General features: G+C 72.0%; 28 protein-coding genes. 7 read left to right on the top strand and 21 right to left on the bottom strand.

Translation table 11 applies throughout. From position 1 onward, the window contains the following. From DMH12_RS25925 to DMH12_RS25915, 3 genes are all read right to left on the bottom strand, one after another. A partial coding sequence (locus DMH12_RS25925; RefSeq protein ID WP_125493868.1) for a hypothetical protein occupies positions 1–490 on the bottom strand: 490 nt, incomplete at its 3' end. Positions 491–515: 25 nt separating this feature from the next. Next, positions 516–938, bottom strand: coding sequence for a helix-turn-helix domain-containing protein (locus tag DMH12_RS25920; RefSeq protein WP_125493867.1), 423 nt, complete (start codon positions 936–938; stop codon positions 516–518). Positions 939–1,076: 138 nt separating this feature from the next. After that, the gene (locus DMH12_RS25915; protein WP_125493866.1) at positions 1,077–1,436 is read right to left on the bottom strand and encodes a helix-turn-helix domain-containing protein; all 360 of its coding nucleotides are present in this window, start codon (positions 1,434–1,436) and stop codon (positions 1,077–1,079) included. Between the two features lie 104 nt (positions 1,437–1,540). Here DMH12_RS25915 and DMH12_RS25910 point away from each other — a divergent pair, with 104 nt between their 5' ends. Continuing rightward, complete coding sequence (locus DMH12_RS25910) at positions 1,541–2,431, top strand: NAD(P)-dependent oxidoreductase (RefSeq protein WP_125493865.1); 891 nt, start codon at positions 1,541–1,543, stop codon at positions 2,429–2,431. Positions 2,432–2,447: 16 nt separating this feature from the next. Here DMH12_RS25910 and DMH12_RS25905 read toward each other — a convergent pair whose 3' ends face one another. From DMH12_RS25905 to DMH12_RS25880, 6 genes are all read right to left on the bottom strand, one after another. Beyond that, on the bottom strand, positions 2,448–4,511 hold the full coding sequence (locus tag DMH12_RS25905) for an AAA family ATPase (RefSeq protein WP_125493864.1): 2,064 nt from the start codon (positions 4,509–4,511) through the stop codon (positions 2,448–2,450). Positions 4,512–4,551: 40 nt separating this feature from the next. Beyond that, positions 4,552–5,169 carry a TetR family transcriptional regulator gene (locus tag DMH12_RS25900; RefSeq protein WP_125493863.1) on the bottom strand — a complete coding sequence of 206 codons (618 nt, stop codon included), beginning with the start codon at positions 5,167–5,169 and terminating at the stop codon, positions 4,552–4,554. A gap of 47 nt (positions 5,170–5,216) precedes the next feature. Next, positions 5,217–7,319: a phosphotransferase family protein gene (locus tag DMH12_RS25895; protein WP_125493870.1), complete on the bottom strand. Its 2,103-nt coding sequence runs from the start codon at positions 7,317–7,319 to the stop codon at positions 5,217–5,219. Positions 7,320–7,621: 302 nt separating this feature from the next. Beyond that, a complete protein-coding gene (locus DMH12_RS25890) occupies positions 7,622–8,533 on the bottom strand; it encodes a GntR family transcriptional regulator (RefSeq protein WP_125493862.1) in 912 nt (303 codons plus the stop codon). 232 nt (positions 8,534–8,765) lie between these two features. Continuing rightward, complete coding sequence (locus tag DMH12_RS25885) at positions 8,766–9,566, bottom strand: HAD family hydrolase (RefSeq protein ID WP_399188759.1); 801 nt, start codon at positions 9,564–9,566, stop codon at positions 8,766–8,768. Continuing rightward, the gene (locus DMH12_RS25880) at positions 9,566–10,441 is read right to left on the bottom strand and encodes a winged helix-turn-helix domain-containing protein (protein WP_125493861.1); all 876 of its coding nucleotides are present in this window, start codon (positions 10,439–10,441) and stop codon (positions 9,566–9,568) included. Before DMH12_RS25880 ends, DMH12_RS25885 begins: the two co-directional genes overlap by 1 nt. 161 nt (positions 10,442–10,602) lie before the next feature. On the opposite strand from DMH12_RS25880, the gene DMH12_RS25875 reads away from it, so the two are divergent. Next, positions 10,603–10,791: a hypothetical protein gene (locus tag DMH12_RS25875; protein WP_125493860.1), complete on the top strand. Its 189-nt coding sequence runs from the start codon at positions 10,603–10,605 to the stop codon at positions 10,789–10,791. Positions 10,792–10,802: 11 nt separating this feature from the next. Here the strand turns inward: DMH12_RS25875 and DMH12_RS25870 are convergent, their stop codons facing one another. Further along, positions 10,803–11,714, bottom strand: coding sequence for a GntR family transcriptional regulator (locus DMH12_RS25870; protein ID WP_125493859.1), 912 nt, complete (start codon positions 11,712–11,714; stop codon positions 10,803–10,805). Positions 11,715–11,868: 154 nt separating this feature from the next. On the opposite strand from DMH12_RS25870, the gene DMH12_RS25865 reads away from it, so the two are divergent. Further along, a complete protein-coding gene (locus DMH12_RS25865; protein ID WP_003974784.1) occupies positions 11,869–12,054 on the top strand; it encodes a hypothetical protein in 186 nt (61 codons plus the stop codon). Between the two features lie 187 nt (positions 12,055–12,241). On the opposite strand, the gene DMH12_RS25860 is transcribed toward DMH12_RS25865, so the two are convergent. The 3 genes from DMH12_RS25860 to DMH12_RS25850 all read right to left on the bottom strand — a co-directional run bounded on the left by DMH12_RS25860 (position 12,242) and on the right by DMH12_RS25850 (position 15,282). Continuing rightward, positions 12,242–13,498, bottom strand: coding sequence for a GNAT family N-acetyltransferase (locus tag DMH12_RS25860; protein WP_125493858.1), 1,257 nt, complete (start codon positions 13,496–13,498; stop codon positions 12,242–12,244). A 73-nt stretch (positions 13,499–13,571) separates the two neighbouring features. Continuing rightward, positions 13,572–14,573, bottom strand: a complete 1,002-nt coding sequence (locus DMH12_RS25855; RefSeq protein WP_125493857.1) for an asparaginase — start codon at positions 14,571–14,573, stop codon at positions 13,572–13,574. Between the two features lie 88 nt (positions 14,574–14,661). Then, the gene (locus DMH12_RS25850; RefSeq protein WP_125493856.1) at positions 14,662–15,282 is read right to left on the bottom strand and encodes an aerial mycelium formation protein; all 621 of its coding nucleotides are present in this window, start codon (positions 15,280–15,282) and stop codon (positions 14,662–14,664) included. A 169-nt stretch (positions 15,283–15,451) separates the two neighbouring features. Here DMH12_RS25850 and dtd point away from each other — a divergent pair, with 169 nt between their 5' ends. Next, entirely contained in the window at positions 15,452–15,877 is a 426-nt protein-coding gene (dtd, locus tag DMH12_RS25845; protein WP_125493855.1) for a D-aminoacyl-tRNA deacylase, read from the top strand. A 10-nt stretch (positions 15,878–15,887) separates the two neighbouring features. On the opposite strand, the gene DMH12_RS25840 is transcribed toward dtd, so the two are convergent. The 5 genes from DMH12_RS25840 to DMH12_RS25815 form a co-directional block, all read right to left on the bottom strand. Continuing rightward, positions 15,888–16,853 (bottom strand): folate-binding protein YgfZ, encoded by a 966-nt coding sequence (locus DMH12_RS25840; protein WP_125493854.1) that lies wholly within the window; start codon positions 16,851–16,853, stop codon positions 15,888–15,890. A 9-nt stretch (positions 16,854–16,862) separates the two neighbouring features. Then, complete coding sequence (locus DMH12_RS25835) at positions 16,863–17,300, bottom strand: Fur family transcriptional regulator (RefSeq protein ID WP_122621166.1); 438 nt, start codon at positions 17,298–17,300, stop codon at positions 16,863–16,865. Positions 17,301–17,316: 16 nt separating this feature from the next. After that, the gene (locus tag DMH12_RS25830; RefSeq protein WP_122621124.1) at positions 17,317–17,892 is read right to left on the bottom strand and encodes an FABP family protein; all 576 of its coding nucleotides are present in this window, start codon (positions 17,890–17,892) and stop codon (positions 17,317–17,319) included. A gap of 170 nt (positions 17,893–18,062) precedes the next feature. Further along, positions 18,063–18,278: a DUF397 domain-containing protein gene (locus DMH12_RS25820; RefSeq protein WP_125493853.1), complete on the bottom strand. Its 216-nt coding sequence runs from the start codon at positions 18,276–18,278 to the stop codon at positions 18,063–18,065. Beyond that, positions 18,260–19,102 carry a helix-turn-helix transcriptional regulator gene (locus tag DMH12_RS25815; protein WP_125493852.1) on the bottom strand — a complete coding sequence of 281 codons (843 nt, stop codon included), beginning with the start codon at positions 19,100–19,102 and terminating at the stop codon, positions 18,260–18,262. The genes DMH12_RS25820 and DMH12_RS25815 overlap by 19 nt, the downstream gene beginning before the upstream one ends. 171 nt (positions 19,103–19,273) lie before the next feature. On the opposite strand from DMH12_RS25815, the gene DMH12_RS25810 reads away from it, so the two are divergent. From DMH12_RS25810 to DMH12_RS25800, 3 genes are read left to right on the top strand one after another with little or no spacing between them, the layout of a single operon-like run. Further along, positions 19,274–19,666 carry a hypothetical protein gene (locus tag DMH12_RS25810; protein WP_125493851.1) on the top strand — a complete coding sequence of 131 codons (393 nt, stop codon included), beginning with the start codon at positions 19,274–19,276 and terminating at the stop codon, positions 19,664–19,666. Continuing rightward, positions 19,663–19,914 carry a hypothetical protein gene (locus DMH12_RS25805; RefSeq protein ID WP_125493850.1) on the top strand — a complete coding sequence of 84 codons (252 nt, stop codon included), beginning with the start codon at positions 19,663–19,665 and terminating at the stop codon, positions 19,912–19,914. The genes DMH12_RS25810 and DMH12_RS25805 overlap by 4 nt, the downstream gene beginning before the upstream one ends. A 28-nt stretch (positions 19,915–19,942) precedes the next feature. Then, positions 19,943–20,305, top strand: a complete 363-nt coding sequence (locus tag DMH12_RS25800) for a DsrE family protein (RefSeq protein ID WP_003974797.1) — start codon at positions 19,943–19,945, stop codon at positions 20,303–20,305. On the opposite strand, the gene DMH12_RS25795 is transcribed toward DMH12_RS25800, so the two are convergent. From DMH12_RS25795 to DMH12_RS25785, 3 genes are all read right to left on the bottom strand, one after another. Next, entirely contained in the window at positions 20,299–20,685 is a 387-nt protein-coding gene (locus DMH12_RS25795) for a VOC family protein (protein WP_125493849.1), read from the bottom strand. The two genes, DMH12_RS25800 and DMH12_RS25795, sit on opposite strands and share 7 nt — an antisense overlap. Positions 20,686–20,727: 42 nt before the next feature. Next, a complete protein-coding gene (locus DMH12_RS25790) occupies positions 20,728–20,988 on the bottom strand; it encodes a DUF3099 domain-containing protein (RefSeq protein WP_185832527.1) in 261 nt (86 codons plus the stop codon). A gap of 108 nt (positions 20,989–21,096) precedes the next feature. Next, positions 21,097–21,384, bottom strand: a complete 288-nt coding sequence (locus DMH12_RS25785; RefSeq protein WP_031047895.1) for a DUF1416 domain-containing protein — start codon at positions 21,382–21,384, stop codon at positions 21,097–21,099. Between the last annotated feature and the right edge of the window lie 128 nt (positions 21,385–21,512).

Here is a 21,512-nt window from a genome sequence, read left to right as displayed (position 1 = left end):
GGGCGGGCTTGGGCTTCGCCGGCTCGACGGCGACGGCCAGCTCCTCCACCTCCTCGGCGATGTCCTCGATGCCGTCGGCGGCCTGGCCGCGCCAGGTGCGCACCGCGTGCTCGCCGCGCTCGGCGACCTTCTCGTAGGTCTCGCGGGCCTTGACGGCGTACTCGGCGGCCACGCCGACCGAGCGCAGCGCGAGGTCCTGGGCGGTCTCGCCGAGCTTCTTGAAGTCGGCGTCGAGGGAGCCGAACAGCTCGTTGGCCTTGGCCTGGAGGGTGCCCTGGGTCTCCTTGACGCGGGCGGTCGCCTTCTCCTGGACGGCCTTCGGGTCGGTGTTGCGCACGGCGTCGATACGCGCCGGCGCCTCGGTGCGCAGCTGCTCCACCAGCACCGGCACCTTCTTGGCCTGCTGGAAGGCCAGGTCGGCGGTGCCCGCGGCGAAGTAGAGCGGGGTGGGGTCGCTGAGGGTCTTGCGCAGGTCGTCGGTGATGGCCATGGTGCTGGTCCTCCGGAATGACGAATTACTGAGGGTTTTGTGGTGCTTTGGCGATCGGCGGGCCCGGTATGACGGAGCCCTCGCCGTCCGCGTCGGTCCCGAACCCGTTCTCCCTGCGGAACGACTCGTAGACCTGGAGCAGGACCTGCTTCTGTCCCTCGTTCAACGAGGGGTCGGCGAGGATGACCGCGCGCGTCTCCACGTCGTCCCGGTCCCGCTCGGCGTCGAGGATCCCCGCGCGGACGTACAGCGTCTCGGCGGAGATGCGCAGCGCCTTGGCGACCTGCTGGAGCACCTCCGCGCTCGGCTTGCGCAGCCCGCGCTCGATCTGGCTCAGGTACGGGTTGGACACGCCCGCGGCATCGGCGAGCTGCCGCAACGACAGCTGCGCGTTGCGCCGCTGCTCGCGCAGGTACTCACCGAGATTGCCGACGTTGAGCGAGGCCATGCCTCCACCATGCCCGACCGTGCTAACTATTGCAAGCAAGCTGCTTGCAATAGTGCGCCATTCGGCCCACCCACCCACTTTTTTGTGCGTACTTGGCAGCGGCGCCCACCGCGCCGAAGCTGATGAGGCGGGTGGACGTCAGGAGGTCGCGCGGGCGGCGGAGTCCGGCCCTGCCTGCCTGGCCATGCGCCGGTGGCCCCAGTCGGAGAGAGGAGAGAGAGCCTCGGCGAGATCACGGCCGAACGCGGTGAGGGAGTACTCGGTCTTCAGCGGAAGCACGTCGTACACCCGCCGGTCCACGAGCCCGTCCGCCTCCATTTCGCGCAGCGCCTGGGTCAGCACCTTCTCGCTGAGGCCCGGCACCAGCCTCCGCAGTTCGGCCGGGCGGCGCGGGCCGGACTCCAGCAGCCACAGCAACGTGGTCTTCCACCTGCCCTCGATCACGGCGATCGCGGCGGCCACTCCGCAGACGTTCGCGTCCTGACGCCGGTGCGCCATGCCGTACCCCTTCCGTCGGCCTTCGGCCGTCAACCGCCGCCGCGGCACGTGCGGCACGACCCTCACTCGCCCCAATTTCTCATTACATTACGGGAGTTCATCCAATGACCACGCACACCGACCAGCCTGCCGCCGTCACCGTTCTCGGGCTCGGCCCCATGGGCCGGGCGCTGGCCGGCGCGTTCCTGGACGCCGGGCTGCGCACCACCGTCTGGAACCGCACCCCGGGCCGGGACGGCGACCTCGCCGCCCGCGGCGCGGCCGTGGCGGCGTCGGCCGAGGAGGCGGTCGCCGCCTCGACGCTGACCGTCGTCTGCGTGGTGAACTACGACGCCTCGGACGCCGTACTGCGTCAGGAGCCCGTCGCCGCCGCGCTCAAGGGCCGCACGGTGGTGAACCTGAGCGCCGACACCCCCGAGCGGGCCCGGGACACGGCCGAATGGGCCGGGCGGCACGGCGTCCGCTACCTGGACGGCGCGATCATGACACCGACCCCGGCCATCGGCACGGACGACGCGGTGTTCCTGTACAGCGGTACCGAGGAGCTGTACAAGGAGCACCGGCCCGTACTGGCCGCGCTCGGCGGCAGCCACACCCACCTGGGCGAGGACGCCGGGCGGGCCGCGGCCTACGACGTCGCCCTGCTCGACATCTTCTGGACGGCGATGGCGGGTTACGCGCACGCGCTCGCGGTGGCCCGGGCGGAGGGTGTCACCGGCGCCGAACTCGCCCCCTTCGCGCAGGGCATCGCCGCGATCCTGCCGCCGCTGTTCACCGAGTTCGCCGCCGACACCGACGCCGGTACGTACTCGGGCGAGCTGAACCCGATCACCTCGGCCGTGTCGACCATGGCGCACGTCGTCCACGCCTCCGAGGCGCACGGCATCGACGCGAGTCTGATGCGCGTGATCGAGGGTCAGGCCCGGCGGGTCGTCGCGCTCGGGCACGGCACGGACGGGTACACCCGGGTCGCGGACGTGATCACCCGGCGCTGACTTGCGCACCGGCGGTTCAGAACGGCAGGGGCCGCCCGTGCACCACGTCCAGCCGGGACACCGCGCGGGTGAGCACCACGTAGAGGCGGTGCAGGCCCCGCCCCGAGGAGCCCTCCGCCGCCGCGATCGCCGCCGGTTCGACGGCGACGACGTGGTCGTACTCCAGGCCCTTGACGACGCTCGCGGGCAGCACGGCCGCCCGGGCGCCGGGCACCTCCGGACCGGCCGTTTCGATCCCGGCCGCGTCGAGGGCCTCCCGCAGGCGGGGCACGTCCGCGTCGGCGGCGACGACACCCACCGAGCCCTCCCGGGTGAGGGCGTGCCGTACGGCGTCCACCACCGCCCCCGGCACCGCCCCGGGCGCCACCTCGCGCAGGGTCAGCTCGCCGTCTCCGCGCAGCGAACGGGCCGGGGGTACGTCCACGTCCAGCCGCGCCAGCAGCCGGTTGGCGAGGCCCACGACCTCCCGGGGCACCCGGAAACCCGTGGTCAGCGGCACCACGGCGGCGTCCGGCCGGCCCAGGTGGGCGAGGGTCGCGGCCCAGGACCGCGCGGCCCACGGCGTGGTCCCCTGGGCGAGGTCGCCGAGGACGGTGAGCGAGCCGAAGGCGCAGCGGCGGGCGATCGCCCGGCACTCCATCGGGGAGAGGTCCTGCGCCTCGTCGACCACGACGTGGCCGTAGCCCTCGGGATGTTCGAGGAGTCCGGCCACCTCGTCGAGGAGGACCAGGTCGGCGGCGGACCAGCGTGCCGACCTCCACGACCGCGGCGACCCCGCGGGCCACAGCAGCGCCCGCTGCTCGCCGTCGTCCAGCAGCCCTCCGGCGGCCCGGGCCAGCGCGCCGGGGTCGCCGAGCAGCCGGGCGACGACCTCCTCCGGACGCACCCGGGGCCACACCGCGTCGAGGTGGGCGCCGACCGGCCGGGCCCGTTCGACGCGGCGGACCCAGGCGTGCGGGCGGGGTCCGGCGCGCCGTTCGGCCTGGTCCTGGACGTAGCGCACGATCCGGGCCCGCACCCGCTCGCGCCCCACGGTGTACGGCGGCTCCTCCTCGCGCACGTCCGCGACGATCCGGGCCAGCGCGTCGGCCGGGACGCGCCAGCGGTAGGACCCGTCCGGCACGACGAGGTCGCCGGCCGCCTCGGGCGCCACGCGCGCGTACAGGGCGCGGCGCAGCACCTGTGCCGTCCGGGCGTCGTGCTTGACGGCGGCGGCCCGCTCGCCGTCGGTGCCGGTGACCGGGTGCCGGGCGATCTCCGCCAGGAGGGTGGACTGCCGTACGCCGGTCTCACCGAGGGCGGGGAGCACCTCGGCGATGTAGGAGAGGAAGGCGGGGTTGGGGCCGAGGATCAGCATGCCGCCGCGCCGGATGCGCTGCGGGTGGGTGTAGAGCAGGTACGCGGCCCGGTGCAGGCCGACGGCGGTCTTGCCGGTGCCCGGTGCGCCCTGGACGCAGACGGTGGTGGTGAGGCCGGCCCGGACGAGGTCGTCCTGCTCGGGCTGGATGGTGGCGGCGATGTCCCGCATGGGCCCGACGCGGGGCCGCTCGATCTCCCGGGCGACGAGGGCACTGGCCCGGGACTCGCCCCGGCCGAGGTGCTCGTCCTCCAGCCCGGTGAGGTCGGCCGAGTCCCCGCGGCTGCCGGGCGCCCAGCCGAAACGGCGGCGGACGGCGACGCCCCGGGGGTCGCCGGCGGTGGCCTGGTAGAAGGCGCGGGAGACGGGGGCGCGCCAGTCGACGACGAGGGGCGGGGAGGCGGGATGCTCACTGATCCGCAGCCGTCCCAGATGCAGCACCCGCGCCTCGGCCTCCGACGCCCTCGCCCCTTCTTCCGCCTCGGCGAAGTCCAGCCGCCCGAAGAACAGCGGACCCTCGGGCAGCTCGCGCAGTTCCTTGGCCCGGCTGCGCAGCCGGTACCCCAGTACCTCGGCGTCGGCGCCGGATGCGGAGACGTCCTCGCCGGTGACGACGTGCTCCCGGGCCCCGTCGACCATGGCGGCGAGGACGTCCCGGCAGTGCTCGTGGTGGGCGCGTTCGAGGGCGAGGGCGTGCTGGAGGGCGGGTTCGGTCGACGTCATTCCAGCAACCGTACCGGATAACGTAACCGAGTTACATTTCTTACTTAGTAACAGACAGGTCGGGCAGCCCGGCCGCCAGCCCCCCGAACGCCCGCTCCGCCGCCGCCACCGCGTCCGGCCGCACGTCCGCCACCCGCTCCCCGGCCGCGATCCGCCGCCAGTTCTCCAGCGCGAGGACCCGCTGTACGGCGATGATCTGGCCGGCGGCCAGCCGGGCCTCCAGATCACCGCCGAGCACCCGCGCGAGCGCGGCCTCGGACCGTTCGAGCTGCGTGTGCATCCGGGCGACGAGGGCGGGCGTGCCGTACAGCAGCCGGTGGAAGTCCAGTACGGCGGGATGGTCGTTGAGCCCGGTCACCGGATCACCCTGCTCCAGACCGGCCAGGAAGTGCCGCCGCAGCGCGTCGAGCGGATCCGGCCGCCCCTGCCCCGCGACCCGTGCCGCCTCGTCCTCGTGGTCGGCGATGCGGTGCAGGACGAGGTCCTCCTTCGCCGGGAAGTACCGGAAGAGCGTCGGCTTGGACACCTCGGCCGCGGCGGCCACCTCCGCGACGGACACCGCGTCGAACCCCTTCTCCAGGAAGAGCCCGACGGCGACGTCCGACAACACCTGCAACGTCCGCTGCCTCTTCCGCTCCCGCAGCCCGCTCTCCACCATGCGACGACCCTACGCCGGGGGCGCCGCCTCGCCGTGCCGGTGGCGGGTCAGACGTCCGCCGGGAACCTGACCGCGCTCGCGCCCGGCTGGCCGCCGTGCGGCAGTGCGCGGGCGAGATAGGGGTTGGCCATGGACTTGCCCGGCAGCCCCAGGGCCGCCGTGGCCTCGGCCAGGGTCATCGCGTAGCTCTGGACGGCACGTTTGACGTTGGGGGCGTCCAGGCTCACGCGGGTCACCAGGCGGTCGAGATCGATGTAGGCGGAGCGGACGGTCTCGATCCACCGGTACACCGGCCAGTCGGCCTGCCAGTCGCGGGTGCAGTCGACCGGCAACCGACGCTCCCAGCGACGGAACATCCGGTCACGGATCTCAGGCCGGGTGGGCGTCAGGTGCATGTGGCGCACGAGGTCGTACAGGGGATCGCCCACCATCGCCATCTCCCAGTCGATCAGCGTCAGGCCACCCCGGTCCGGGCGGCGCACCAGATTCCAGGGGTTGAGGTCGCCGTGCAGCAGCACGGGACTGCGCCCGCTCAGGGTGTGGCGGTCGAGGATCCGCCCCAGTCGCACGTCGTCCGGCAGCCCGAGTTCCTGGGCCAGTTCCATCGTCGCCTTGGGCAGCCCTCTCACCAGCCGGACCAGCTCACCGCGCAGCCATGGGAAGAAGGCCGCCCTGGTCAACGGGTCCAGCCCTCCGCAGTTGACCCGGGTCAGCTCGCCCAGTTGGTCCACCAGGTCGTCCGCCTCGTCCGGACTCAAGCCCTGTGCCGGGTGCTGCGGCGGACCGAAACCGTCTGCCGGACCCTCGTAGGAGTGGATGGTGAACAGCTCGCCCAGCCCACTGGTGCCCAGGGCCAGGACGCGCGGTGCCCGCACGCGAGCCCCGGAGGTCTCGATCGCCCCCAGGACGGCGTGTTCGCTGAGGAACCTGCGTTCCCGGGTGTGCGCGGTGCGAACCTTGCGCCGCACCACGACGGGAAAGTCGACGCCCGCGACGTTCACGACCGTGTTCTGGTGGGCCGTCCCCTTGAAGACCCGCTCGACGGAGGCCGCACCCTCCTCCAGCAACGCCCGGTTGACCGCCCACAGGGGGAAGTCACCACGGACCGGCACCCGCTGGTCGCGCTGCCACACGATCTGGGACAGCTTCCGTTCGCGGCTGGACCGCACCCCCCGGGACTCGTGCCACCGGAGCAGGATCCGCTCGACGGCCGCCTCGCTGGGCACGCTCCTGAGGCGCAACGGTTCTTCGGCCGCCAGCAGCGCCCTGCGCACCGCCCGGGTCGCGGCGTCCAGGTCCCGCTGGTCGAAGGAGTCCCCCAGAGACTTCGCCGCCCGCATGACGTCCGGATAGACCGACTGGGCCCGCTCGAAGGCGACGTAGTGCCTCAGGTCCCGGTCCAGGCCGTTGACCGCCTTGCCGCGCCGCTCCCCCATCACCTTGCGCCAGGCCTCGACGACCTCCGGCCACTGGTGGTCGGGGTAGCGCATCCGCACCAGGTGCGTGGCGAGGTCGTGCAGGGGGTCGCCGAAGCTGGCCAGCTCCCAGTCGACGCAGATCAGCGGCGGGTCCCCGGCGTAGGAGACGATCACGTTGTCGCGGTGCAGGTCCGTGTGGAGCAGGCTGAACGGCCGGCTGACCAGCGTGGGTACCCGCTCGGCGAACCGGACCAGGGCGTCCTCCGGAATGCCCAGCATGGCGAACAGGTCCCCGAAGTCGGCCTGGTTCCGCCGCCTGATCTGCTCGTCGGCCGCATACGCCAGCGCCCTCAGGAAGGCCCCGCCGTCCCGGCTCGACCGCGGCCAGTGCGCGGGCAGCGGCGGCAGGTGCTGCCGGCGTACCTGCGTCATGTCCGCCAGCAGCCCGGCCAGCGCGACGATCAGGTCGTAGTCGACCGGCGTGTCGTTGGGGCAGATGCTCGACAGGGGCACGCCCTCGACATAGCTCAGGACGACGACGTCGCGGTGCTTGGCCAGGCAGCGCGGGACGTTGTGCAGCACACCCCAGATCCGGTTGAGCAGGTCGGCCTCGTCCTGCCAGGTGCGGATCACCACCGGCAGCGCCGAGGGGATGCGCTTGCGTACGGTGACCCGCGCGCCGCGCTCGGCGGCGACCAGCCTGGAGTCCCCGTCGGTCAGCGGCCGCACCATGTAGTTCAGGTTGTGGTGCCCCCGGCCGAACTTCCCGAGCGCCGTCGCCGAGGCCAGGAACCGGTCGAACGCGTCGTCCGCCGCCCGCTCCAGCGCCGGATTGCCAAGCGGGGAGGGACGACTCACAGAGTGCTCCAGGAGGGACGTGCCACGCGCCAGATCTTCGCTGCGACGAAGAAAGTGGCCACACAGTACAGCCACGCCCCACGGTCCGCTGTGAGTACTCCAGTATTCGGGACGCCCGGGGGCAACTCGGGTGACCGGAACGGGCGAACCGCTGCTCCCAATGGAGAGTCCGCCGGTCAGGCCGGGTCGGTCAGCAGCTCCCAGCACGAGTTGAACCAGGCCTGCATGCTCTGCACGAACAGCGAGCCACCCGAGCCCGCGTCCCCCTCGTCGTGCACGTGCCGGGTCAGCACCGAGCCCAGGCCCAGGACGTCCAGTGCCTCGACCTCGGTGCCGTCCTCCAGCAGGATCGTCCTCTCCACGACTTCGTACGGCCCGTGGAGGGCCTCCGCCTCCGGGCGCAGGTAGAGCTTGAAGGCGGGCACCAACGGCACGTGCCGGACCTCCACGTCCACGGACGGCACCAGTCCTTCGGTCCTCAGGTCGCGCAGGGCCGCGAGCAGCGAAGCCGTGTGGCGCTCGGTGATGCCGCGAAAGCGGAGCTGCAGGCGCTCCCGCAGCCGCTGAGCGGAGTCCTCGCGTCCAGTGGCGTCCGGAAGCGTCCTGGGGCGCGGATACGGCAGCTCCAGCCTCTGCGAGGGCAGCAGCATGCGCAGGGTGATGGCGGCGGGCTCGATCTCCCCCGCCCTGATCCGTTCCGCCTGGAGCCGGATGTGCGCGTCCAGGCTCTCCGAGGTCAGGGTGAACACGTCGAGCCGCACGTCCGGCCGGTCGAAGGCGCGTGCGATGAAGGGGCCGAGCGAGACCCGTACCGGTGCCGGCTCCGCCTTCGGGCGGACCGCCGCGTGGATGGGGAGCCTGATCACCCGGGTCCCGCTGCCCTGCCGGGACTCGACCCAGCCCTCCGACTTCAGCTCGCCGAGCACCCGCTGCACGGTGTCGCGCGAGACGCCGAACTCGGCGGCCAGATCACGCTGGGCGGGGAGGGCCGCGTGCAGTCCGTAGGTGCCGTCGGCCAGTTGCTCGCGCAGCGCCTCCAGGACGCGCTCGAACTCCCTGCCGCCTCCCTCACCGCGTCCTGCGCTCATGCAGCGACCGTACCGCCGGACACCGACACGCAAACCACTTTCCGTCACATCGGTCTGCGAAGGAGGCAACAGGCCGTCAAGCTGCGACCAGTTGGACTGATTCATCACCCATTCCCGTTAGTCGATCAGCCAACAAGGGGACACCCTGGGAAGAGGAACCGTCCAATTCGGCAGTCAAGCAGCCCAGTTGCGACAGGAGATGTTCGTGGCCGGCGACCGCAGCGCCCGTTGCTCACACGTGCACCCGACCCGCCGCGTCCCTCCACAGCAGTCGCAGGACCGGCTGCAGGGAGTCGACGACCGTCTCGGCGCCCGCCTGCCTGAGGACCTTCGCCTTCTCCTCGTTGCGCGCGTAGCCCAGGAACGGCACCCCGGCCCGCCGGGCGGCGGTGAGGTCGGACGTGGTGTCGCCGACCATCAGCGCCTGCGCGGGGGCCACCCCCATGGCGCTGAGGGCGCGGTTGAGGCAGTAGGGGTCGGGCTTGAGCAGGTGCAGGTCCCGGGTGCGGCCGTAGATGTGCGGGGCGAAGCAGTCCAGCAGACCGCGCGTGGCGAGGTACTCGCCCACCACGCGGGGCGAGTTGTTGGTCGTCACCGCCAGCCCGACCCCGAGCGCCGACCAGGTGCGGATCAGCGGGTCCGCGTACGCGGTCGGCCACGCGGTGGGTACGGCGCGCAGCTCCTCCCGGGTCAGCCGCTCCTCGAAGTCGGCGACCAGGTCGCTGTCGTGGCGCCGGCGGTTGACCGCGCCCAGCAGGACGTGCGGGTCGGGATGGACCTGCTCCTCCTGGGTCAGCATGCCCTTGAGGCCCAGCCGTTCCAGCCAGTCCACCAGTTCGCCCGCCACCCGCTCGGCGGAGTAGCCCGCGAACAGTCTGCAGATGGGGCCGTCGAAGTCCCACAGGACGACGCGGGCACCCCCGACCAGGTCTCCCAGGCCGCCGGTCCGCTCGGTCACCGGTTCCGCCTGGTCTGCCTGGTCTGCCTGGTCTGCCTGGCCCACATGGTCCATCTGATCCGTCTCAGGAGTCACTAGGAGAGTGTCATGTCAGTGGTGATGGTTTCCCAGAGGGCGTCGAACCACTTCTGTGATTCCTCCACGAACACGGCGTCCCGATGACCCGCCCGCTTCAGGAAGGAGAAGAGCAGCGACTGGGAGCCGAGGGCGTCGTACATCTCCAGCGTCCGGCTCTCGTACTCCTCCTCGCGCCGGGTCAGCATGTAGTAGCCGAGGAGCGCCTCCTCGCCGTTGAGCAGGTAGAGCTTCATCGGCGGGGTGAACGGCAGGGCGCGGAAGGCGATGTGCACGTCGACGCGGTGGGTGGAGCGCACGGCGTGCAGGTTGTGCTGGAGCACCCGGGCCTGGGCGTTGCGCATCTGGAGCCAGCGCTGGTGGACCGGGTCGTCCTCCTCGTCCTCCACCAGGACGGGGAAGGCCAGTTCGATGTCGCGCGAGGGCATCAGGACGCGGAAGTCGATGGCCTCGGGCCGGATGCGGCCCTCGTGGATCATGCGGAGCGGCTCGCTGAGGGCCAGCATCAGCGTCTCCGAGGTGTGGCACACGACGTCGACGCGCACGCGCGGTGCCGCGAACGCCGCCGCCAGCCGCGGCCCGAGCGAGACCATCGTCGGCTGCGGCTCGCCCCGGGAGGTGGCGGGCTCGGCGATGCGCGGCGGGCTGCCCTTGCTGACGTTGGTGAGGAGACCGTCCTCCTGGAGGGCGCGCAGGGCCTGGCGCACCGTGCCGCGCTCCACGCCGAACTCGTCGGCCAGCTCGGCCTGGGTGGGCAGGCGGTCGCCCGCCTTGAGGTCTCCCCCGCGGATCCGCTCCCGCAGGACGTCGGCGATCTCCTGGGCCGAGAGTCTTCTGCTGCCGTTCACGGACACGTTCTCCTGAGTCACGACCAAACGCTACAACTTCGACCTACCTACGGGGAGTTGTTTGAAACTTGTTTATAGGTAGTCACCAAGTGGGGACAACATAGACAGAGTTGGTTGCCAACTTAGCCCAGTTGGCGGGAGTTTACCTTCCAGAACGTGCCGGACTTCCCGAAGGGGGGAGAAACACCATGCCTGTCCTCGCCCTGGTCTCCACGGTCTTCGTCATCGCCTTCGAGCAGCTCGTCCAGTGGAAGTACGGCGCCGCCGGGATCATCGGACTGCTCATGCTCACCATAGGCATCAAGGCCAAGAGCCCGTCCGTCAGCTCCGCCGGCGCGGTCCTGCTGGCCCTCTTGGTCGCGGGGCCCGCGCTGTGACCGGGGGGCGGTCAGCCCGTGAGCGTCAAATCCGAGCTGATCGTCTCCCACAGCGCGTCGAACCACAGCCGGGACTGCTTCACGAACACGCCGTCGCGCAGGCCACCGCGCTGGTCGAAGGCGAACAGCGTCGAGCGGACGCCCTCCGCGTCGTACATCTCCAGCTGCTCGTGACCGATCTCCTGCTCGCGCCGGCTGAGCGTGTAGTACGCGAAGAGCGCCTCCTCGCCGTTGAGCAGGTAGAGCTTCACCGGCGGGGTGAAGGGCAGCGCGCGGAAGGAGACCCGCACGTCGATGCCGTGCGTGGCCCTGAGGCTCAGCAGGTTGTGCTGGAGCACCTGGCCCTGGGCGTTGCGCATGGCCAGCCACCGCTCGTGCACCGGGTCGCCGGCCCCGCCGCCGCCCACCGGCACCGGGAAGGCCAGGTCGATGTCGCGGCTCGGCAGCAGGACGCGGACGTCGACCTTGGCCGGTTTCAGTCGCCCCGCGTGGATCTGGCGCAGCGATTCACCGAGGGCGAGGGTCAGGGAGACGGAGGTCAGGCACAGGGCGTCGATCTCCACGTGCGGGGCGGAGAATGCCGCCGCGATCCGGGGGGCCAGGGCGACGGTGGTGGGCATGGGGGGCGCCGGAGGGCCGGTCGGGGCACCGTGGAGGTCGGGCGCGACGGTCGCGGGGCTCCCCTTGGACACATTGGTGAGCAGACGTTCCGACTGGAGGACGCGCAGGGCCTGGCGTACGACGCCGCGCTCCACGCCGAACTCGTCGGCCAACTGGGCCTGGGTGGGCATGCGCTGGCCCGGCCGCAGCCGACCGGACCTGATCCGGGCGCGCAGCTCGTCGGCCACCTCGCGATGTGTCGTCTGTGGCCGCCGCGGTCTCTTCCGCCCGTTGACGGAGGCATGTTCCCGCTCCACGACCAAACACTACAACTTCTCGCCATCTTTGGGCAGTTCACGGAAAGGTGGTTATGAGACGCGTCCAAGCGGAGATAAGTACAGTGAAGTTGGCAGCCAACTTGAGCAACGTGGTCGAACCTTACGAGGGTTGGCCACCACGGTGAACAGGGGGTCCACCATGCCGCTCATCGCCATCGTCGTCGCCGCTCTGGCCATCGGCTTCGAGCAGCTCGTGCAATGGAAGTACGGGCCGATGGGCATCATCGCGTTCGTCGCGCTGTCCATCGGCATCAAGGCGAAGAACACCATGATCGGCGGTGTGGGCGCGGTGATCCTCGTGATGCTGCTCGCCCAGTCCGGCTGACACCGACGTACTGCTGTCCGGGCTCCCCTCCGGAGGGGAGCCGGGAGCCCGGACAGTCAGTCAGCACCACCGCACAAAGGCACCACGGAACAACAACCACAACCGAACAGCGGCACGACAACCACAACCGAAGAGCACGCGCTACGGATGCGCACGTCCACCGTCACCGGCAGAAGGGAGAGCCGCCTCAGAACACGTCCGGGCACCAAGGCCGCCTGGAGGTACGCAGCAGGGCGTCGACCACACGGGCGGCGCCCGCTCGTTCTTCCCGCACCCGGCCGAGCGCCGCCAGCCGCACCGCCGACTCGTCGCCCAGCCACAGCGCCCCCAGCTCGCCCACGTCGAGCACGAGATGGGCGCTCTCGGTGGTCGGCGCGCAGGATGCCCCGTCCGGCCCGGCCTCCAGCCGCCACCGCCCGCCGGCCGGTCCTCCCCGGTCCACGGTCTCCAGCACCACCGACCCGTGCCCCTCGTACGTCCGCGCCTCCAGCGCCCGCACGACGTCCAGGATCCGCACCCACAGCCAGTCCGCCTGTGTGACGACCCTCGCCGCGCGCGGGTCCGGCAGGAGGTCCGGGAGCAGGTCGTCGGGGGCCCGCCAGCCGCTCTTCACCGTCGTGATCCAGTCGATCGAGCACAGGTAGTGCCACAGCGCGCGCTCGGCGGCGGGCGTCGCGGCCAGCAGCCAGTCGACGGTCGCCGTCTCCATCGGCTGCTTGGCGTCGCCCCAGTGGTCGTCCGCCCGGTACGAGACCATGCCCTCGACCTCGCCGTCCGCCGCGCGGTACACGGCGTAGAAGGGCTCGGTCCACGGGGCGCCGTCCGTGCTGACGACACCGGTCCGCGTCCGCCACCACAGCTCGGGCCGGCTGACCGCGCCCGGCTGGGACCGGCGCACCCGCTCGTGCAGCCCGGGACCGAGCTTGCGCACGTCCTCGCCGTCCACCAGGTCGATCCGCCCGCCGTCCGCCGGGCCCGCCCAGCGCGGGTCGAGACCGGCCCGCGGCACGTCGACCGCCCACTCGGTCATGGTGGTGGCGGGTCCGAAACCGTACCGGCCGTAGATCGGGTACTCGGCCGCGATCAGCGTGGCGACGACGTCCCCGCGCTCCTTCGCCGCCGCCAGGTCCTGCGCCATCATCCGGGTCAGCAGGCCGCGGCGCCGGTGGGTCGCGGTGACCGTGACGTTGGAGACCGCGTCGGCCTGGACGAGGGCGCCCCCGACGGCGGTGACCTCCTGGCTGAAGGACCGGAAGGTCGCCACACAGCGCTCCCCGTCGAAGGCGCCGAGCGACCGGCCCGGCACGAACAGCTCGCGACGGGCCTCCACCTGCGCCGCCGCCACCGCGGGCGGCATGAGGAAACCGGTGTTCAGGGCGCGGTTCCAGTCGGCGAAGTCGGCCTCGGTGATGGGACGTACGTCTATGTCGGTGCGGCGGGTCATGGGCTCACCGTAGGTCGGCCGGCGCACCGGCGTCGCGCCAATTTGCGGCCGGTGCGGGCGGCCGGCGAGAGCCTCAGAAGGCCGCCCTGATCTCCCCCACCTCGCGCCCGCCGCCAAGGAGCGGCGTACGGCCGATGCGGTCGACCACGTCCCCCTCCACGCCCAGCAGCCTCAGCGCGCGGGCCAGGACCGGGCCCAGGGCCCGCGTCGCGCCGTCCTCGACCTTGAAGGCGAGGGCGCGGCCGTCCGGCAGGGCCACCGCCTGGACGGCCTCGGCGCCCATCTTGGAGAGGGTGCCGGGCACCTCCCGCATCAGCCAGGTGTCGGCGCGGCGGGTGCCGGCGACGTACTCGGGGTGGGCGCGCATCGCGTCGGCGACCCGGCGCTCCGCCGTGCCGGGCTCGGCGCCCACGAAGGAGCGGAAGGCGCGGGCGAGACCCACCAGGCTGATCGCCATCAGCGGCGCCCCGCACCCGTCGGTGCCGACGGCGGCGACCGGCTCGCCCGCCGCGTCCTCCACAACCCTGTGGATGGTGCGCTGGAGCGGATGCTCGGGGTCGAGGTACGTCTCCAGCGGCCAGCCCCGCTGCGCGCAGACCGCTAGCATCGCGGTGTGCTTGCCTGAGCAGTTCATGGTGACCCGGTCGGGCACCGCGCCCGAGGCGAGGTAGGTGTCCCGCTCCTGGGCGTCCAGCGGCAGGTCGGGCGGGCACTGGAGCTGGGCCGGGTCGAGGCCGTACTCGGCGAGCATCTTGCGGACCAGGTCGCGGTGAAACGGTTCTCCGGAGTGGCTCGCGGAGGCCAGCGCCAGCCGCTCCTCCGCGAGGTCGAGACCGGCCCGCAGCACGCCCGCCGCCTGCATCGGCTTGTTGGCGGAGCGCGGGAAGACCGGCGCCGTCACCTCGCCGAGGGCCAGCTCCACGGCCCCGTCGACGCCCAGGACGACCAGACTGCCCCGATGCCGCCCCTCGACGAAGCCGGACCGGACGACCTCGGCGAGGACGGGCGGTACGACGGGCGACAGGGCGGAGGTGGGGGCGGGCTGGGACGGTTGCGACGGCTGCTGCGCGGGCATCGGGGGTGGCCTTCCGGACGGGTGACCCGCCGCGGCGACGGCCCGGGATCACCGGACCGGCGGGCGGCGCGGATGGCCGCCCCCCGCGTCACACGAGCAGGTCGTCGACTTGTGCTTCCCCCTCACGGTACCGGCGTGCGATCTCCGCGCTGCAGCCGTCCGCCGTGCGCTGCAGCCGCTGCCGGTCCCGGGAGACCCGCTGCTCGTAGCGCACGAGCCGGCCCATCCCGTTGGTCAGCTCGGTGTCGGTGCGGGCCGTCAGGTCCGACAGCTCCACCTCGCCCAGCATCTCCGCCGCCAGCCGGCTGCACTCCTCGCTCCGCGGGGTGCCCAGCGTCACGTGCCGGGCGGAGGAGCGCTGCCGCGCCGGGGCGTCGGCCAGGATCTCCGACAGCCGCTCCACCACGGACCCGGTCACCGCGGTGGTCACCACGGCCGCCGGCCCCCTCCCCGCCAGCTCGGCGCGGAGGATGTCGATGCGCCCCTGCAGCAGCCGGCGTACATAGCTGAGGTCCGCCTCCTCGCGCTGGGCGTCCCGGCGGAGCGTGCGCAGCTCCGGCAGGCTCAGCGCGGTCAGATCGTGCTCCGGGGGCTCGGCCGGCAGCTCCGGGCTGTCCGTGCGCTGCACGGGCGGCCGGGGCGCCTCCAGGCCACCCGGACATGTGAACGCGACTGTCCCCAGGGACCGTCCCGTACTCGGTGTGCTCATGTGCCCTACCGTCCCCTCGCCCGGCGTCTGGGAAGCATCGTGCCACCCCGGATGGCCGCTATGTGACCGAGTGCCCACGATCCGCCCCAGATGGGGGGTTAGGTGACAGAAAAAGGCCCCGTACGGGCCCGCCCGCCCCGACCCTGGGGGCGCACGGCATCATGGCGGGATGCGTGCAGTGGTGCAGAGGGTGGACGGCGCGAGTGTCGTCGTGGACGGCGAGACCGTGGGGGAGATCGACGGCGCGGGGCTGTGCGTCCTGGTCGGCGTCACCCACGAGGACACCAAGGAGAAGGCGGCCCAGCTGGCCCGCAAGCTCTGGTCGGTGCGGATCCTGCACGACGAGAAGTCGTGCAGCGACCTCGGCGCACCCCTCCTGGTGATCAGCCAGTTCACCCTTTACGGCGACGCCCGCAAGGGACGCCGCCCCACCTGGAACGCGGCGGCGCCCGGCGACGTCGCCGAACCGCTCGTCGACGAGGTCGTCGCACAGCTGCGCTCGCTGGGCGCGACCGTGGCGACGGGCAGGTTCGGCGCGCAGATGCGGGTGTCGCTGACGAACGACGGCCCGTTCACGGTCCTGGTGGAGGTCTGAGCGCAACGGCTCAGGGTTCCACGACCGTCTCCTGGGCGGCGGCCGTGCCCTCGGCCGTCAGCCGGGCGTCCACCGGCACGTTCCGCTTCACCAGGGCGAGGGCGACCGGGCCGAGTTCGTGGTGGCGTACGGACGTGGTGACGAAGCCGATCTTGCGGCCCTCGGGCCCGTCGTCCGCGAGCCGGATCTCCGCCCCGGCCGGCGGCAGGTGCACCTCGCTGCCGTCCAGGTGCAGGAAGACCAGACGGCGCGGCGGCTTGCCGAGGTTCTGCACCCGGGCGACGGTCTCCTGGCCGCGATAGCAGCCCTTCTGGAGATGCACGGCCGTGCCGATCCAGCCCAGCTCGTGCGGGATGGTCCGGTGGTCGGTCTCGAAGCCCAGCCGCGGCCGGTGCTGCTCGACCCGCAGCGCCTCGTGGGCGAGGATCCCGGCCGCGGGGCCGGCGCCGTCGGCGAACGCCTCCAGCCGTTCCCTCGGCAGGAAGAGGTCACGGCCGTACGGCGTCTCGCGGACGGCGACGCCCGCGGGGACCTCGGCGATGGAGCCGGCGGGCAGGTGCACGACCGCGGTGTCGGCGGTGCGGTCGGCGACCTCGACCCGGTAGAAGAACTTCATCGACTCCAGGTAGGCGGTCAGCGCCTCCTGGCTGCCGGGCTCCACGTGGGCCCAGGTGGTGGTGCCGTCGTCGACGAGGTACAGGGCGTGCTCGATGTGGCCGTTCGCGGAGAGGATCAGCGCCTCGGTGGCCTCGCCGGCCGGCAGGTCGCTGACGTGCTGGGTGAGCAGCAGGTGCAGCCAGGCCAGCCGGTCGTCGCCCGTGACGGTGAGGACACCGCGGTGGGAGAGGTCGACGAAGCCGGTGCCGTCGGCGAGGGCACGCTGCTCCCGGAACAGGTCGCCGTAATGGGCGGCGACGCCTTCGTCCACACCCTCGGCGGGGACCGCGCCGGGCAGGGACAGCAGGGGGCTCTTCATACGCCTAGCCTACGACTCGGTAGTTGAACCCTTCAGGGAGCAGTCGCGGCACCGTCCGAAGATCGCGAAGTGCTTCATGTCGGTGTCGAAGCCGAACTCCTCGCGGAGCTTCGCGGTGAAGTCGGCGGCCACCGAGACGTCGGCCTCGATCACCTCGGTGCAGTCCCGGCAGACCAGGTGGAGGTGGTGGTGCCGGTCGGCCAGGTGGTAGGTGGGCGCGCCGTGCCCGAGGTGGGCGTGGCTGACCAGCCCCAGCTCCTCCAGCAGCTCCAGCGTGCGGTAGACGGTGGAGATGTTGATACCCGACGCCGTCTTCCGCACCTGGCCGAGGATGTCGTCGGGTGTCGCGTGTTCGAGGGTGTCCACGGCTTCGAGCACCAGCTGCCGCTGCGGGGTCAGCCGGTAGCCGCGCTGTCTGAGGTCGCTCTTCCAGTCGGTGCTCACCACACCCATGAGTCTAGGACTACTTGAAGAAAGCGATCCCGTCGTCCGGCATGTCGTCCGGCAGGGCCTTGGCCCAGCGCTCGACGTCCTCCGGGGTGACGACCTTCTTCAGGTGCGCCGACATGTAGGGGCGCAGCTCGACCTCGGGGGTCTGCTTCTCGCCGACCCACATCAGGTCGCTCTTGACGTAGCCGTACAGGCGCTTGCCGCCGGTGTAGGGCCGGGAGGCGGCGGTGCGCGCCACCGCGTCGGTGACCAGGTCGATCTGCGGCTTCTGGTCGGCCAGCTCGCCGTACCAGATCTCGATGACGCCGTCGTCGCGGGTCATCGTGGCCTCGACCCTGCGGTTCGCGTCGATGCGCCAGAAGCCGTACTCGGACTCCAGCGGGCGGACCTTGTTGCCGTCCTGGTCGAGCACCCAGGTGTGGGAGCGGTACTCGAGGAAGTCCCGGCCGTCGTGGGTGAAGGAGACCTCCTGCCCGAAGTTGCACTTCTCGTCGCCCGGGAAGTCGTGCACGCCCGCGCCGGCCCAGTCGCCGAGCAGGAAGACGAGCGGGACGAGGTCCTTGTGGAGGTCGGACGGGATCTCGATCATGAGCGGTACTTCCTGGCGTCGGTGATCAGCGCTGGCCCTGGTACAGCTTCTTCACGGTCAGACCGGCGAAGGCGAGAACGCCGACGCAGACCAGGACCAGCAGGGCTTCGAAGAAGATCTCCACGGGGTGCTCCTTGAGCGGGGGGCATACGACAGGGCCGGGGCCCAGCTTACGCGGCCCCTCCCGGCTCTTCCCGTCGGACTCCACCCACGAAGGCCGCCCACGCGGGCGCGGTGAAGAGCAGCGCACCGAGGGTGGGGGCCTTGCTGTCCCGGACCGGGACGAGGGAGGGGATGCCGTGGGCGACCTCGACGCACTCGCCGCCGCTCGTGTTGCTGTAGCTGCTCCTGCGCCAAGAGACGGCGCTCAGATCGATGGCTCGCACGGCGCTTCCTCCAACGTCCGCAGGATGAACTCGCGCGACTCGGCCGGTGGCAGCGCCAAGTCTCGCATCGCATCGTACCTACGTTGCAGCAGCTCAACTGAGCCGTTTTCCTCGACGAGTTCACCGCGCAGGTCGTTCTCGGAGTAGGCGACCGCCCGCCCGTTCGGCAGCCGCAGGAACATCACCGCAGTGTTCATCAGACCGTGCGGACCTGCATTGAACGGCAGCACCTGAAGCGTGATGTTCGCCCGCTCGGCCATCTCCGCCAAGTGGGCCAGTTGCTCTCGCCACGCCCCCACGTCGCGCAGCGACGTGCGCAGCACCGCCTCGGAGAGAATGACGCGAAACGGTGGCGGGGCGTCGCCCTCCAGCAGTTGCCGTCGCCCCAGTCGCGCCTCCACCTGCTGATCCAGTTCGGGCCCCTTGAGCCAGCCGACGGCGAGCGCCTCGCGGGCGTACCCGGCCGTCTGCAGCAGTCCGGGCGGCGCGCTGACCGCGTAGTGCCACAGGCTGGTCGCCTCGGCCTCCAGGATCATGTACCGCCGGTACTGCTCGCGGAACTGCGTCGGGTCGGCCACCGCCAGCTCCCACAGCGTGAGCAGCATCCCGCCCGTGCCGTAGTACTGGTCGAGCGCCTCGACGATCTCCGGGCCGCCCAGCGTGTGGCCGTTCTCCATCTTTCCGAACTGGGACGCGTCCCACCCCACCGCCTCCGCCACGCCCCGCAGGGACACGCCCCGCCCGTGCCGGAGCAGCCGCAGCTCCTCCGCGAACCGTGCCCTCGGTTCCTGACTGCGACCCGTGATCGCCCTCCGCTGCGGCACCGCACCCCTCCCGGCTGTGGAATTTGTGGAATTTGGAGCGCCCTTTGTGGCACTAGCCGCCGTTCCGGGCTTGGCGACCCCCGGCGTGGGTCATGCTCGTACTGCCCAGCACTACGCAGAGTAGGGCAACTGTCGCATTCCGTATAGACATTGGCATAAGGGAGCGAACCCGTGAGAACAGAACCGGCCACCTTCGACCCCGGCGCCGTCCTCTACGACCCCGCCACCGCCAAGGTCGGCGAGTTCCAGGGCCTCGCCGGTCCCCGTGCGCTGCTCCGCCCTGTCGGCGGCGGCCGGGAGTGGGAGGCGGAGCCGGCCGGCCTGCGCCCGGCGACCGACCGTGAACGGCTCGGCGCGGGCGTCCGCGCGGCCAACGCACGGGCATTCGCCGCGCCCCCGGACCCGGGCGACCTGAGCCGGGCCCCCACGCCGGTCGCCGGCTGCGCGGCCTGCGCATGGCTGGCCGAGCGGCGGGAGGCCGCGAGGGCGGCACACGACCACAGCGCGGTGACGGACGCGAACGTCCTGCTGCGCCAGCACCAGCGCAAGGAGCACGAGGCATGACGTACGACGGCGGACTGCCCTACGAGGAGTGCAAGCGGGCCCAGCGGCTCGCGCCGCGGCGGGACCGGGCTCCCCTCTCACCCGGCTTCGCGATGCCCCCGTTCCATCCGGCCCACCCGCCCAGGCCCGTGCCGAGGCGTGCGGTCCGGCCCCGGCGGTGCGTCAGGCTGGACGGCGCCACCGTCAGCGGCCTGCTCACCGTGCTCAGCGTCGCGACGCTCCTGGTGACGATCACCGTCGCCCTCTGAGGCCACCCGGGAGGGCTAGGCTTCCGGCATGGCGAAGAAGCTCGTGATCAAGGTGACGGCGGGGGCGGACGCACCCGAGCGGTGCTCTCAGGCGTTCACGGTGGCGGCGGTGGCCGTGGCCAGTGGGGTCGACGTCTCGCTGTGGCTTACCGGCGAGTCCGCGTGGTTCGCGGTGCCGGGCCGGGCCGCGGAGTTCGAGCTGCCGCACGCCGCGCCGCTGCCCGACCTGCTCGACTCGCTCCTGGCGGGCGGCCGGGTGACGCTGTGCACCCAGTGCGCGGCCCGCCGCGACCTCACCGAGAAGGACGTCATCGAGGGCGTGCGGATCGCGGGCGCGCAGGTCTTCGTGCAGGAGGCCCTCGCCGACGACACGCAGGCGCTCGTCTACTGACCGGTCTGCGTCCACAGGCAGAAGGGGTGCCCGGACGGGTCGAGCAGCACCCGTACGTCGTCCTGTGGCTGGTACTCGGCGAGCCGGGCGCCCTCGGCCACGGCCCGCGCGGTCTCCGCCGCCAGGTCGTCGACCTCGATGTCGAGGTGCAGCATCATCTGCTGGTCGCCCGGGTTACGGCCCGGCCACACGGGCGGCACGTACGCGGGCTCCGTCTCGAAGGCCAGCGAGGTGCCCCCGGTGCCGGGCGGCGGGCCGATGAGCACCCAGTGCGGTTCCTCGGCCCGCACCTCGTAGGCCAGCAGCCGCAGGTAGAAGCCGGCGAGTTCGCGGGCGTCGTGCGCGTCCAGCACGACGGTGGACAGCTTCGTCGGAGACATGCCCGCCATCATTCCCGGGCCGTCGTGGTTCCCGGGCCGGATCTAGCGCGGCGGTTTCTTCCCGTCCAGCTCGTCCCACCACTCGTCGGACTGGGGGTCGCCCGACGGGTCGTCCCACCAGCGGTCGTCCGGGCCGCGCCGGTTGGCGACCATCGCGGCCAGCGGCGGGATGACCATGGCGACCACGCACATGGCCACCGCGGCCGGCACGGACCACAGGCGCACGACTCCCCACGCCAGGACGAAGAGCGCGATGCAGGTCCCCATCATGGCGAAGTAGACGTGCCGCCGCCGCGCGTACATACCTCCAGAGTAGATCCGGACGCGGGACCCGGACATGCCGAAGGGCCGCACCCCAGGCGTCCAACCCGGTGGGTGCGGCCCCTCGGCCCTCGCGTGGCGCGGGTGCCGTCAGACGGCGATCGCGACCTCCGCGAGACCGCCCTGCTGGGCGACGACCGTGCGGTCGGCGGTGCCGCCGGGGACGAGCGCCCGTACGGTCCAGGTGCCCTCGGCCGCGTAGAAGCGGAACTGCCCCGTCGCGGACGTCGGGACCTCCGCCGTGAACTCGCCGGTGGCGTCCAGCAGACGGACGTAGCCCGTCACCGGCTCGCCGTCGCGGGTCACGTGACCCTGGATGGTGGTCTCACCGGGCTTGATCGTCGAGGCGTCGGGGCCGCCGGCCTTCGCTCCGCACATGTCGTACTCCTGAGGGGTTGGGGGGGCCGGCCTACTTGTTGGACCCGAGCTCGACCGGCTCGTCCCCGAGGGTTACGTACTCGCTCCATGCGCCTACGTAGATCTTGTAGTTCGCCACCCAGTCCACC

It is taken from the genome of Streptomyces sp. WAC 04229, from assembly GCF_003947455.1.
Taxonomy (GTDB): domain Bacteria; phylum Actinomycetota; class Actinomycetes; order Streptomycetales; family Streptomycetaceae; genus Streptomyces.
Note: the sequence above shows the minus strand (reverse complement) of the source record. Positions and strands in the feature narration are given on the sequence as shown.

What these genes read in the sequence shown, in the direction of transcription:
- DMH12_RS25920 (WP_125493867.1), bottom strand. Translation starts at nt 938, where the DNA reads ATGGCCTCGCTCAACGTCGGCAATCTCGGTGAGTACCTGCGCGAGCAG.
- DMH12_RS25915 (WP_125493866.1), bottom strand. Translation starts at nt 1,436, where the DNA reads ATGGCGCACCGGCGTCAGGACGCGAACGTCTGCGGAGTGGCCGCCGCG.
- DMH12_RS25910 (WP_125493865.1), top strand. Translation starts at nt 1,541, where the DNA reads ATGACCACGCACACCGACCAGCCTGCCGCCGTCACCGTTCTCGGGCTC.
- DMH12_RS25905 (WP_125493864.1), bottom strand. Translation starts at nt 4,511, where the DNA reads ATGACGTCGACCGAACCCGCCCTCCAGCACGCCCTCGCCCTCGAACGC.
- DMH12_RS25900 (WP_125493863.1), bottom strand. Translation starts at nt 5,169, where the DNA reads ATGGTGGAGAGCGGGCTGCGGGAGCGGAAGAGGCAGCGGACGTTGCAG.
- DMH12_RS25895 (WP_125493870.1), bottom strand. Translation starts at nt 7,319, where the DNA reads ATGGTGCGGCCGCTGACCGACGGGGACTCCAGGCTGGTCGCCGCCGAG.
- DMH12_RS25890 (WP_125493862.1), bottom strand. Translation starts at nt 8,533, where the DNA reads ATGAGCGCAGGACGCGGTGAGGGAGGCGGCAGGGAGTTCGAGCGCGTC.
- DMH12_RS25875 (WP_125493860.1), top strand. Translation starts at nt 10,603, where the DNA reads ATGCCTGTCCTCGCCCTGGTCTCCACGGTCTTCGTCATCGCCTTCGAG.
- DMH12_RS25865 (WP_003974784.1), top strand. Translation starts at nt 11,869, where the DNA reads ATGCCGCTCATCGCCATCGTCGTCGCCGCTCTGGCCATCGGCTTCGAG.
- DMH12_RS25860 (WP_125493858.1), bottom strand. Translation starts at nt 13,498, where the DNA reads ATGACCCGCCGCACCGACATAGACGTACGTCCCATCACCGAGGCCGAC.
- DMH12_RS25855 (WP_125493857.1), bottom strand. Translation starts at nt 14,573, where the DNA reads ATGCCCGCGCAGCAGCCGTCGCAACCGTCCCAGCCCGCCCCCACCTCC.
- DMH12_RS25850 (WP_125493856.1), bottom strand. Translation starts at nt 15,282, where the DNA reads ATGAGCACACCGAGTACGGGACGGTCCCTGGGGACAGTCGCGTTCACA.
- dtd (WP_125493855.1), top strand. Translation starts at nt 15,452, where the DNA reads ATGCGTGCAGTGGTGCAGAGGGTGGACGGCGCGAGTGTCGTCGTGGAC.
- DMH12_RS25840 (WP_125493854.1), bottom strand. Translation starts at nt 16,853, where the DNA reads ATGAAGAGCCCCCTGCTGTCCCTGCCCGGCGCGGTCCCCGCCGAGGGT.
- DMH12_RS25830 (WP_122621124.1), bottom strand. Translation starts at nt 17,892, where the DNA reads ATGATCGAGATCCCGTCCGACCTCCACAAGGACCTCGTCCCGCTCGTC.
- DMH12_RS25805 (WP_125493850.1), top strand. Translation starts at nt 19,663, where the DNA reads ATGACGTACGACGGCGGACTGCCCTACGAGGAGTGCAAGCGGGCCCAG.
- DMH12_RS25800 (WP_003974797.1), top strand. Translation starts at nt 19,943, where the DNA reads ATGGCGAAGAAGCTCGTGATCAAGGTGACGGCGGGGGCGGACGCACCC.
- DMH12_RS25795 (WP_125493849.1), bottom strand. Translation starts at nt 20,685, where the DNA reads ATGTCTCCGACGAAGCTGTCCACCGTCGTGCTGGACGCGCACGACGCC.
- DMH12_RS25790 (WP_185832527.1), bottom strand. Translation starts at nt 20,988, where the DNA reads ATGTACGCGCGGCGGCGGCACGTCTACTTCGCCATGATGGGGACCTGC.
- DMH12_RS25785 (WP_031047895.1), bottom strand. Translation starts at nt 21,384, where the DNA reads ATGTGCGGAGCGAAGGCCGGCGGCCCCGACGCCTCGACGATCAAGCCC.